At 50.1% G+C, this 11,228-nt stretch carries 12 protein-coding genes; 3 read left to right on the top strand and 9 right to left on the bottom strand.

All coding sequences use genetic code 11. The features are described 5' to 3' along the window. Positions 1-2: 2 nt before the first annotated feature. Complete coding sequence (locus tag SPIBUDDY_RS11560; RefSeq protein ID WP_013607944.1) at positions 3-1,727, top strand: coiled-coil domain-containing protein; 1,725 nt, start codon at positions 3-5, stop codon at positions 1,725-1,727. Here the strand turns inward: SPIBUDDY_RS11560 and SPIBUDDY_RS11565 are convergent. Further along, positions 1,724-2,335, bottom strand: coding sequence for an HdeD family acid-resistance protein (locus SPIBUDDY_RS11565; protein ID WP_013607945.1), 612 nt, complete (start codon positions 2,333-2,335; stop codon positions 1,724-1,726). The genes SPIBUDDY_RS11560 and SPIBUDDY_RS11565 overlap by 4 nt on opposite strands. Before the next feature lie 88 nt (positions 2,336-2,423). On the opposite strand from SPIBUDDY_RS11565, the gene SPIBUDDY_RS11570 reads away from it, so the two are divergent. Then, complete coding sequence (locus SPIBUDDY_RS11570; RefSeq protein WP_013607946.1) at positions 2,424-3,119, top strand: YjjG family noncanonical pyrimidine nucleotidase; 696 nt, start codon at positions 2,424-2,426, stop codon at positions 3,117-3,119. On the opposite strand, the gene SPIBUDDY_RS11575 is transcribed toward SPIBUDDY_RS11570, so the two are convergent. From SPIBUDDY_RS11575 to def, 8 genes are all read right to left on the bottom strand, one after another. Next, positions 3,103-3,888 (bottom strand): FKBP-type peptidyl-prolyl cis-trans isomerase, encoded by a 786-nt coding sequence (locus tag SPIBUDDY_RS11575; RefSeq protein WP_013607947.1) that lies wholly within the window; start codon positions 3,886-3,888, stop codon positions 3,103-3,105. The two genes, SPIBUDDY_RS11570 and SPIBUDDY_RS11575, sit on opposite strands and share 17 nt — an antisense overlap. 163 nt (positions 3,889-4,051) lie before the next feature. Beyond that, a complete protein-coding gene (locus tag SPIBUDDY_RS11580) occupies positions 4,052-4,576 on the bottom strand; it encodes a FumA C-terminus/TtdB family hydratase beta subunit (protein ID WP_013607948.1) in 525 nt (174 codons plus the stop codon). After that, positions 4,569-5,414 carry a fumarate hydratase gene (locus SPIBUDDY_RS11585; RefSeq protein ID WP_013607949.1) on the bottom strand — a complete coding sequence of 282 codons (846 nt, stop codon included), beginning with the start codon at positions 5,412-5,414 and terminating at the stop codon, positions 4,569-4,571. The genes SPIBUDDY_RS11580 and SPIBUDDY_RS11585 overlap by 8 nt, the downstream gene beginning before the upstream one ends. Then, the gene (locus tag SPIBUDDY_RS11590; protein ID WP_013607950.1) at positions 5,401-5,913 is read right to left on the bottom strand and encodes a VanZ family protein; all 513 of its coding nucleotides are present in this window, start codon (positions 5,911-5,913) and stop codon (positions 5,401-5,403) included. The genes SPIBUDDY_RS11585 and SPIBUDDY_RS11590 overlap by 14 nt, the downstream gene beginning before the upstream one ends. Continuing rightward, positions 5,910-6,905, bottom strand: a complete 996-nt coding sequence (gene mnmL / locus SPIBUDDY_RS11595; RefSeq protein WP_013607951.1) for a tRNA modification radical SAM protein MnmL/YtqA — start codon at positions 6,903-6,905, stop codon at positions 5,910-5,912. The genes SPIBUDDY_RS11590 and mnmL overlap by 4 nt, the downstream gene beginning before the upstream one ends. After that, positions 6,905-9,118 carry a patatin-like phospholipase family protein gene (locus SPIBUDDY_RS15800; protein ID WP_013607952.1) on the bottom strand — a complete coding sequence of 738 codons (2,214 nt, stop codon included), beginning with the start codon at positions 9,116-9,118 and terminating at the stop codon, positions 6,905-6,907. Before SPIBUDDY_RS15800 ends, mnmL begins: the two co-directional genes overlap by 1 nt. Positions 9,119-9,122: 4 nt before the next feature. Continuing rightward, the gene (fmt, locus tag SPIBUDDY_RS11605) at positions 9,123-10,067 is read right to left on the bottom strand and encodes a methionyl-tRNA formyltransferase (RefSeq protein WP_013607953.1); all 945 of its coding nucleotides are present in this window, start codon (positions 10,065-10,067) and stop codon (positions 9,123-9,125) included. A 2-nt stretch (positions 10,068-10,069) separates the two neighbouring features. Then, a complete protein-coding gene (gene def / locus SPIBUDDY_RS11610) occupies positions 10,070-10,573 on the bottom strand; it encodes a peptide deformylase (RefSeq protein WP_013607954.1) in 504 nt (167 codons plus the stop codon). Between the two features lie 190 nt (positions 10,574-10,763). Between def and SPIBUDDY_RS11615 the strand changes: the two genes are divergently transcribed. After that, the gene (locus SPIBUDDY_RS11615; RefSeq protein ID WP_013607955.1) at positions 10,764-11,225 is read left to right on the top strand and encodes a hypothetical protein; all 462 of its coding nucleotides are present in this window, start codon (positions 10,764-10,766) and stop codon (positions 11,223-11,225) included. Positions 11,226-11,228 lie beyond the last annotated feature (3 nt).

Genomic DNA, 11,228 nt, shown 5'->3' on the forward strand with positions numbered 1-11,228 from the left:
CTATGAACAAACGCTTGTTACTCCCTATTCTTCTACTTATTCTGCTCTCAGCCGCTGGATGCCAAAGTTACACCGCCCGACAAGGAAAGGATGTCATTACCCTCCCTTCTTCAGAACAAAAGCCGCCGGTGACCAAATACTCCATCCTTGAAGCCGAAAAACAGGCCGCCCTCGATGCAGAGTTGGCCAAACAGCAAGAAGAACTGCGTATTTTGGAAGAGCAAAAACACCAGCAACACGTATCGCTCGAACAGCAACAGCAGAAAGAAGCTGAAGAGCAACGTCTTTTGGAACAGCAACAAGCCGAGATCAGCCGGCAAAAGGCATGGGATGAAGCCCAAGCCACCATTGCAGATCTGCAAACAAAACTACAAGCCAATGAGATCGTGATAGCTGACTTGCAAACACGCCTCGATGCAACATTACAAGCACTCACAGCCACGGAGGGCCAATCGGGCTCGACGAGTGAACAGCTTGCAGCGACGTTGCAGCAGTTGGATGATATGACTGAAGCGTTCAATACCGTGACCTACCAAGCAAATGAACTTGAGGGGCTATTGACCGAACAACAAGTCATCAATCGTGAGCTCCAGTTGTTGCTCTCACAAGCAGAAGAAGCCTCCCTATCCCAAACTGCAATGCTGCAAAACCAACACGAAAGTGAAGTGCAAACTCTTCAGACGACCATCCAAAATCTGGGTGAGGAAATCACCATTCTCAAGGCACAGCTTGAGGAGAAGGCTTTTACGCTGGAAGAGAAACTCAGACTGGAACGAGAGCGTGAAGCTGAGGCAAAACGCATTGCAGATCAGAAACAACAGGAACTTGCAATGCAGGAAGCTGAGCTAAAGCGGTTGATGGATGAAGAGAATGCCAAGAAAGCCGCATTGGAAGAACAATACCGCCAGATTCCTCCTCTTTCCTCCCTCACCTTCCCGAGAATCTATACAACCGATACCCCCACCGCCCAACTTTCCGAGCAGAGTCAGCTGGATATTATGCTTCTGCCTCTCGATGATGCACCTTGGAGTGAAAAAGGGATGGCTCAAGAGGTTGTGCAAAGCATCAGCGACCTCTCGTATCCAGTACTATTCGTGACCGGTCACATGCAGAATGTCATAGATGTGGTTCGATCGATGGGACAGCACGCTATCCTGGTTGAAGGCGGAGCCATTATTACTACGCTGCCGATCATCAGTTCAAGCAAGAATGGAGCCAGTGTACAGCTCAGTGAGAAGAAAACGCTCAGACTCGCACTAGCCTATCTTCCTGAATATGAAGTGCTCTCCACGTTCGCTTCCGGCGGTGATTGGCAGACAGTGCAGAAACGCGTCACCCAAGCGCGGCTTGATGCGTTGAAAACAATTGTTGGGGAAGGCTCAATAACGGAACCGACAATCATCGGCTCAAGTCTCTTTGAACCCTCACACCAGGATTGGAACACTTTCAGTCCGATTACCTATCGCCAGATCGACTATCTCTGGCCGCTCTCCACTTTCTTGGAGGATGCACAGTTCTACGATGTCTATCGCGCAACGCACTTCTCCAGTGCTACCGATGCAGGGAACACATTCGTCAAGAAAGAACTCAAGGAGCGCATCGACTATCTGTTCAGCCGCAAATTATTGCCGCTCTCATCCTCAATGCTTACCATCGGAGGGGAATCGGTTACCGATGAAAACGGCGTCGCCCGCTACGGACTTGTCGCCTCATTCTTGGTACCCTAGTCTTTGGAGGGTTCGTCCACAACGACAGCTTCAGCCTCAATCGTTTGAGTGCTGGACTGTCGGTTTATTTTTCTGATCCGGTAAGCCCACAGCACCATTGCCAGGCCTGAAGCAATAAGTACCGCCCCTACCAGCTTAAGCAGCATGCTGCCGATCTGCTGGGGAAATACAAACAGCAGAATTGCCACAACCAAGGAAAAGACTCCTTCAGATAGCATCCCTGAAATGATAATGCCGCTCTTTCTCAGCAACAGTGCATCCAAAAACAGGATGATCGATGAGAATATCAGTTCAGCTGCGATTACATACAGCAGTACCGTCCAACTGACGTTTGCTGCCGAAAGCGGCACTATGATGGCAACAACACCCAGGCCAAGACTTATCAGCGCCTTGACGAGCGTCGCAATTTTTGTACGCTTTCCCAGCTGGTACCGATTAAGGGAAAAGAGAGAAAACAGCCCGGAACCTGTCAGGAACAAGCCGAGGATGGAGATGAATATTCTGATGAATGATTCCTGTTGGAACATCAGGTATATGCCGAAAATCATGAGCAACGATCCAAAGACGATCGAAAGCATCAGGTGGCGTTTGAGAAAACTTTCCTGCATAGAACATCTCCTTAGTCCGGTATTGCATTACCGGATGGTTTTTCTTTATGGTACAGACATGCAGAACCCAAGTAAAGGATGACAGAGCATGTACCGCTATCTTTTCTTTGACGCAGACGGAACCTTGTTCGATTTCGAGCAGGCAGAATTCCAAGCTTTCCATCTCATGGCCAAGGAAATGGGCTTGAGCATCCAAAGCAAACACTTTTTGCAGTACAAAGCCTGCAATGCCTCCTGCTGGAAGGAATTCGAACGTGGAGAGCTGACTCTTGAGGAATTGAAAACCAAACGGTTTGAACGCTTTTGTGAAGCAACGCTTTTTCGCTTGGACCCCCATGATGCTTCACAACGGTACCAAAACCATCTGGCAAGGCAGGGAATTTTATTCGCTCACAGCAAGAATATACTTTCCTCGCTTACCCAGCGCGGCTACACACTCTTCATCGCGACCAACGGCATTGCCGATGTCCAGTGGGGTCGATTCAAGCAAAGCGGCATTACGCATTTTTTTCAGGACATCTTCATCAGTGAGGAGCTTGGATACCAAAAACCCGATACCCGGTATTTTTCGGCCATGCTTGAACGCACCCATCTGACAGATAAGAAACAGCAATGCCTGATGATCGGCGATAGCCTTGCAAGCGATATACAGGGAGCGCTAGACAGCGGCATCGATGCACTTTGGTACAATCCCCACAATCTGGCGCTTCCCCCTCATCTGAAAACAACGTACACGGTGAATCGGCTCGAAGAAATACTGGGGCTGCTCACAAATCCGATTTGATCGCCTTCAGCTCTACTTCCACAATCAAAAGGGTGTTGGGTTCAATAGTCTGTGTACCTTCTTTGCCATACGCAAGGTCGGGATGGATCCAGAACCGGTACTTGGACCCTACGTTCATGAGCTTCACCCCTTCAATGAAACCGCGTACCATGATGGCTTTCAGCTGGAATGAAGAACTCTGATTACGCTCATAGCTGCTGTCGGCTACTTGACCGTTGGGCAGCAATATTTGGTAATCAACTTCCACAATACTCTCTTCTGAAGGATTTTCACCTTCACCGGCGAGCAGTACTTCATACTGCAGACCCGACTGTGTGGACTTTACGTTCTCACGTGTACTATTGCTGGCAAGAAAATCCTGAGCACTCTTCAGGTTTTTCTCTGCAAGGGCTTCAAGCTCCTGCTGGGCGATCTGCAGCATATTAGTCTGTACTTCATACAGAATCTGGTTCATTTCCTCTTGGGAGAAGAAACCCTTTTGATTTACTGCATCCAGAGCCCCCTTGGCAAAATAGGAAGCATCAAGGTTGCCAAAACCCTGCTGTTTCAGGGTGGCATAGAGCATATAGCCATAGGTATAACTGAATCGGTCATCCAAATCGACCGGTTTGAGCATGTCATTGATGACATCGGTTTCTTTAATAATCGGCTTTTCAGTAACAGAGGGAATGCTCGGAACTACAATCTGGGGAACAACCTCTTTGGAGCAGCCGATAAGCAGGAACAAGAGGAGATAGGGTGCGAGGCGCACAGTCACATGATTCTTCACGGTATAGCCTTCCGTATTACATGATTTTTCTCCCCGCTTTCCACATGGAAAGAAAAAAGCTCTTCACTCACCCCAAGATGAAGACCTTTGCAAGGGAGACTTGCATACAGAAAACTGTACCCCACCTCCAGCGAAACGTCCAGTAAAAAGAGAAGAATCCCGTCTAATGAACGAAAACACTCCCCTGCTGGCTATCAATAGCCACAATGGCAGGGAATTTCTCCACTTCCAGCAGTAAAAGTGCCTCCGGCCCAAGATACTCAAAAGCAACAATGCTCGAGGACCTGACGGTAGAGGCATAGAGAGCTCCACATCCTCCGAAAGCTTGCAGGTAGACTGCCTTGTTGCGTCGGATGGCATCGACAACACTCTGGCTGCGTGGCCCCTTACCGATCAGGACCTTCAAGCCATGGTCGAGCAACAAAGGGGTAAACGGGTCCATCCTTGCACTGGTTGTAGGGCCGCACGCGCCAATAACCTTTCCCTCGGGAGCAGGTGAAGGCCCCATGTAGTAGATGGCTTGTCCTTGGAGGGGTATCGGCAGGCTCTGTCCTGCATTGACCATGTCAAACAACAGACTGTGCACCTGGTCACGGCCAACGTACAGGGGCCCGGTGAGTAGGACTTGGTCATACGCTTTCAGACTTGCAATGTCCTGTTCAGAAAGGGGAAGTTTCAGTTCACGCATCCTCTCCCTCCTTCCATACCACATTGGCTTTGCGGTCAGCCCAGCAGTTGATGGACACCCCGAGGGGAAGCCCTGCAATATGGGTACTCTCTTCTTCTATGGCGACATGCAAGGCGGTAATAGTGCCTCCCAGGCCACCACTGCCGATACCCAACGACTGAATGGCATCAAGCAGTTTCTGTTCCAAAGAAGCATAACGGGGATCAGGGTGTGAAAGTCGGACATCACGAAGCAGAGCACGCTTACTGAGATAGGCGCAGCGATCCATCGTGCCACCCAAGCCGACACCCACAAATATGGGAGGACAGGGTTTCCCCCCTGCAGTACTTACAATTTGCTTGACTGCCTCCACGACGGCCTCTTGTCCACCGGTGGGATTAAGCATCCTGACGGAACTGCAGTTTTCACTCCCAAAACCTTTGAGCAAAATCTGGATTTGTAGTCCGCTTCCCTCAACGAGGTTCCACCAGATGACTGGAGGTAGGTTGTTCTGGGTATTGGTTCGGTCAAAAACCGGCTCCGCTACGATGGAACGTCGAAAATATGCTTGTTCTACGGCTTGCGTACACCCTACCATGATGGATGATTCGATATGGCTGAGCGAAAGAGGACAGCTGCGGCCGACATCGGCAAAAACCAGAAAAAGACCCGTGTCCTGGCACATCGGCATGCCGGACTCCTTTGCGAGGGATACATTTGTCAGAATGGCTTGCAGCACAGCCCGGCTTGCTTCACTTTCTTCTTGTATGGAAGCGGTCTGAATACAAGCCAATACATCGTCATCGAGTTCCACCACTGCATGCATAAGGGCATCACGTATTCTTTCAGAGAGTTTCATCCACCTCATCCTTCCAATTGGGATCGTACAGCCACGGACGGGCAGTAAAATAGGAACCGACCAGCTTGAGCAAAAGAAGCACCACTGCCAAGCCGACTACAAGACCCATGAAATCTGCAGCAAGGTCGAACCATTCACGAGTTCTTCCAAAGCGCGGCTGGATCACCTCTACCAAGGAGCCGAGCAGTGTTCCTGTCACCAAGGTGTAGATAATGGACCTGCCCGACCAGCTGGTAATATGCAAGGTCGAATGAGGCTTGCTATATGCCGTTCTTTGTTTTCCGGAACCAGGAATCTGCAAGGTTGCAAGAAAGAAGGAGAAGCCGAAGGCCGCGTACGCTGCCATATGATCCCCCTTGTCGGCAAACGGTATCCACGAGATTTGTGGATATGACTCCTTGCTCATGAATGAAAACAACACAATGAGGTAGACCACAACAAGCGTGAGTATAATTCCCGTCACCCGGACTATCTTCTGCAATGGAATCCTACGACTCATACCAAATCCCCTTGTACCCAACCATGGCTCAGCATACCATCCGTCACCTGTGCAAGAAACTGATGCTTGTCAGGAAACAAACGAGGTGAAACACGTCTATGACTGGGAGTTTCGCACATCATACGCTCAATAACAATTGAGCTGTGAAGATGTCTGAGAAAGAAAATACTATCGCTTACATGTCTGCGTAGAGACGCGGTAGTTACCTCTCCTTGACGATGCCAATCATCCAGCCGGGTTCCCAGACAGACATGCAGGTTGTGAATTTTCACCGCATCGCTATGCACCCTGTTCACCAACCTTGCCGTTGCAAGATAATCGGCGCGTCCTTCATTCGGGAGTCCGAGCATCACATGAGTACAAACACCGATACCTCGCAAATGTAACGAATCTACTGCACGAATATAACAATCGGTATCGTGATTTCTTCCAAGTACATCCAAACTCTGTTGATTTGCACTCTCCAGACCTATTTCAACCCAGACCTTCTCAACCTTGGTGGTATACGAAGCAAGCAGGTCGATCACCGGCTGTGACAGACAGTCGGGTCGGGTGGAAACGATGAATTCAACAAAGGGGTGTGTAGAAAGTGCCGTATCGTACAACGTCTTCAGATTCTCGATGCTGTCGTAGGTGTTGGTATAGGATTGGAAGTAGAGGCTGTACTGTTGTGCTTTATACCTATGCTGGACAAATGCCTTTCCCCGTTCAATCTGAGACAGAATGAGCGCGACCCGCTGATCAAGAGAAACCCCAGAGATTTCGCTCTCGAAGAGCTGGCCCTGCTCTGCATATCCCAAACGGCTTGATGCATGCTCCTCAATACGGTGATATACAGCAGAGCCCCCTCTGCCATCACAAAAGGCACACCCACCTTTTCCATCGTATTGACGGTTTGGGCAAGAAAAAAGACCATCGACTCCAATGCGGTAGACACGAGCTTTATACCTATTCTGCAGATGTCGGGCGTAGCTTAGGTAAGGAAGCTCCATCAATAGACTCCGACGGCAAAAGTCACAAAACCACCCAGACTCGCTCCAAAACTCAGGAGGACTTCCCCTAACGGTGAAACCAATCCCAGTACAACACCGAGCCCCAAATCCCATGTGGTATCGGAGAAATATGCATTATTGGTGGGAGCAACAGCAGTATACGGGTCATAGGAATCAAGGATTCCTCCCCGCAAAATTACTTTACAATAGGTTGGGTAGCCAAGTATCTCGCTGAGTCGATGCTGCCAGCCCATCCCTGCATAGAGGGTGTCACGTCTGATCGACAAGGGGCTGTACCCGGGAATTCCTTCCACCGTCCCCAAATCGGCATAGCTTTCCAACAAGGCAAAAGGTTTACGGATCAACGATAGGTTCATATCGTAGGAGTAACTATCAAGATACGATACTGCAAATTTCTGGTTCCACCCTATGCGCATGCTGCTCAACATCCCATCCAAGTAACCAATCGATAGAAGCATATCCAACCTGACGCCACTGGCTTTGAACCGACTTCTGAGACTGTTGTACAACAGGCTTGCTTCCAATTCGGGGAATGCAAGGAACGTGCTGGGGAACGTGGCATCGTGCAAGGATACAAGATCGTAGGAGCCGGAAAGCGAGGCGAGACCATATTCGTTGAAGTGCAGATCCAGCGAAAGCTCAGATCGGAATATGCGGTCCAAGGGAGCAGTTCGGTTTGCATTCACTACGGTGCTGAGAGTACTCAGGCTGCCGCTGCCATACAACAGGCCAAACTTCACATCGACTTCGCCCCAACTCGTGAGTGCAAAGGGATAGCGAAGGGCCATCTGCATACTCGTCATTTGCCCCAAGGTCGCATTGAGCAGCAATGCAAGATCGGTTCCCCAGAGCTCCAGCATGTACGCATCGAGAAAAACATCGGCCTTGTACCAAGCCATTGAGGCTGGCAAGGCATTGGAAAAACCTGCATTGCTTTGCAGGCCAAGGCTTATGTTGCTATTGCGTTTTTCAAATCCCCTTCCTGAGACCAGAAGCGTTCCATCCGGTGCCATTTCATATCCCAAGCTTGCCAGGGAGTTGGACTTGCGGATTTCCCTCAGCTTGAGGTTGAGCTCTCCGGCCGTCTGCTTGGTGAAGCTTCGGCCAAGAAAGGATGACAGCTGACTTACTTGCGGCATCCGATGATCTTTATTCAGGGAGAGATCCTGGATGGTAATCTGCAAAATCGTCGGAGTTGAACGCAGGGAATACACCCCATCACGGTCGCTATCAAGTATTGTGAGCTCTCGTGTTTGCGCTATGCGTGTAGCCAGATTTGAGAGTTCCTCCTTCTTATCTGCAACGGCTTGTTCACCACGCTCAAGAATCAGCTCATGTTTGGTAAAATCCAGTGCGTTGATATCCCGTAAGTCGGGTAAGTACAATACATCTGCGAGTGGGTGCTGCGCTGCAGCCTTATCCTGCGTAACAAGAATAATGGTCTGCATAGCCATTGCTGAAAGGCTTTCCAACTGTTCATAGGTATCGAGCTTCAGAGCATTCACATCGCTGGCGATGACAATGTCAGCACCGAGGGAGCGGGCAAGAGCGATAGGGAGGTTGTCCACCACTCCACCATCCACTACCAAGCGAGTTTGCTCATACGGATACGGCGAGAAAACAAGGGGGATAGAGATGCTGCTTCTGATGGCGCTGACAAGAGATCCTGAATCATGCACGATACGTTCTCCGGTCACGGCATCAGCGGAAACACAACGGAAGGGAATTGGCAATTGGTCGAAATCCATGGTATTGGGGTATTTGGAGAAGAGAAAACCCAGAAGTTCAAGAATTTTCTGATCACCTATGAGAGCCGGGGCATTACCAATACCGTTCTCCCCAAAGCCTAGTGAAAATGCATGGTCATGCATGTAGGAGAATGCGGTGTCCTGAACTCGGATGGGATCAAGCACTGGTTCAGAAAACAAGCCGACCAAATCAGTTTCAACGAGGAGCCTTCGAATTTCCTTGGGTGTATATCCACTGCTGTACAGCCCGCCGACCAGTGAGCCCATGCTGGTTCCCAGCACCATGTCGATGGGAATACCCGCTTCTTCAAGCGCTTCCAGGACGGCAATATGGGCAACCCCACGGGCACCGCCTCCACTGAGTACCACGGCAACCGAGGGTTTTGAAGCAATAAGCGGAGCACACAACAAAACAAGGAGCAAAAACAGCATCGAACGCTTCATGCGACTACCCGAGCCTTGCACCAAGAAAGCCTTGGTTGCCGTTGAGGAAGGAAGACCAGTCCATCTCCTTGCGCTTCTCCAGCTGCATGGATGTAACCCACAGTAGGCCGTCACCGGTTGCGATGGCGATACCCTTCCCTTTTTGCTTCTGTACAACCGTTCCTACGGGGATGTTTGCATCCACTTTTTCTTCTCCTGCTTCAAATACCGTACCATAGACTCCAGTAAGCAACAGACTTTGTCCGTTGTACAGTGTTCGGGCTTTCGGCCAAGGGTAAAGGGCACGAATCTGAGCATGAATTTCTTTCGCACTCTTGCTAAAATCGACAACGCTCATTTCTGCAGTTATCAAGGAAGTATAGGTAGCCGGCCCTTCTTGGGCGGTAAACCTTGCCTTTCCCGCCTGCAAATCCAACAGTGCTCTCACCGCCAAGTCAGCGGCCTTCAGGCTGACAAACGATGAGAGACTTTCACTGGTCTCGTCACCTTGCAGCAAGAAATGCTCACGCATGAGCAAATCCCCACTATCCATCTCTTTGGCGATGCGTTGGATGCTGATGCCGCTTTCTGAAAGTTGGTTGAGTATGGAGCCCTGGATGGGACTTGGTCCACGCAACTGGGGGAGCAGGGATGGATGAATATTCAGTGTTTCTCCTGAAAACAGGGAGAGAAACTTAGGCCCGAACAGTCTCCCATAGGCGAAACAGACCAAGGTATCACACCCGGTCTCTGCGACCTCAGCCCGAACCTCGGAACCGAGTCGGTCGTACTGCAGCACCCTTAGGCCCAAACTGACGGCTTCGGTTTTAACCGCAGACGGAACAAGGGCCTTGCCCCTTGCACCAGGTTTGTCGGTGTTGGTTAAAACCGCACCGATCTCAAAGTGCTGTGACAAGGCCCTCAGGGTGGGGACTGCAACCTGCGGAGTTCCTGCAAAGAGGATTCTCACCGTTATCGTCTCCTTTTTCCCAGTTTGGCGCGCTTCTCGTACGCTTTTACCATTTTTTCCCGTTCCTCATCGTTGAGGCGGTCAATGAACAGTACTCCGTTGAGGTGGTCATACTCGTGTTGGATCGCACGGGCAAGCAAGCCTTCCGCTTTGACGGTGAAAACCTTGCCTTCGACATCCTGAGCCTGTACGGTAACCCGCGCGGGACGCTGAACATCGTGCCAGACCCCTGGAATTGAGAGGCAACCCTCTTCTGAGGTATCGGTCTCGATCGAGGTCTCGATAATTTGCGGATTGATATAGGCGCGATTTTCGGAGCCCTGGATGTGAATCACAAACAAGCGGCTGTTTACACCAACTTGCGGGGCGGCCAGTCCGACACCATCTGCTTCTGCCATGGTTTCAAACATTGCATCCACCAGGATTCTCAGAGCACTATCAAATTTGGTTACTGGTTGGCACTTCTCTGTAAGTACCTCATCTCCAAGTGTATATATATCTAACATAGTAGCTCAACTATACCAACACAAAAGGCTATGGTCAACGCAAGGGCGGTGAGTACACCCACAGGACAAAGAGGGTTGTTCTCTAGGCAATAATTTATTACAGATTTACTATTATGTATAATAAAGAGTGTTTCAGTTCCCTTGGTTTTTGCCAGTCCAATCGCACCTATAGGACCAGAAGGAGGCACCTATGCGCACCATGCTGTCAGTTCTTCTTTGTCTCGCTCTCCTTTTCTTTGTTTCCTGCGACCCGGATGGGGGTTCGGACCTGAATCCAACCCAAGAAAAGATCAAACTACTGCTAGATGAGCTCAAGCTTGCAGATGAGGAGGTAATGGCGTATCGGAGTTCGCATAGTGGAAACCCACCTGCAGGATATTCAGAATCAGGGACTACACGCACCTACACCGATTATACGAACGCACATGGAGTACTCATAGATGGAACAGATGATCTCTCCGCCTTGCCCGTACCGCAATACGGAGTCATGGATATGGATTTCAGCGGGGGGACGGTGGGGACTCTGACACGCCTGCGCCTGAATATTACCATTGTAGCAACCGGTCCCCCGAGAGAAATGGATGTCACTTCCTGCTTCCTCAACGAAACTGATGTGACTGAGGATGCTGAAGAAATGTACGAAAATCCCTAAAAA

This window comes from Sphaerochaeta globosa str. Buddy (genome assembly GCF_000190435.1).
Taxonomy (GTDB): domain Bacteria; phylum Spirochaetota; class Spirochaetia; order Sphaerochaetales; family Sphaerochaetaceae; genus Sphaerochaeta; species Sphaerochaeta globosa.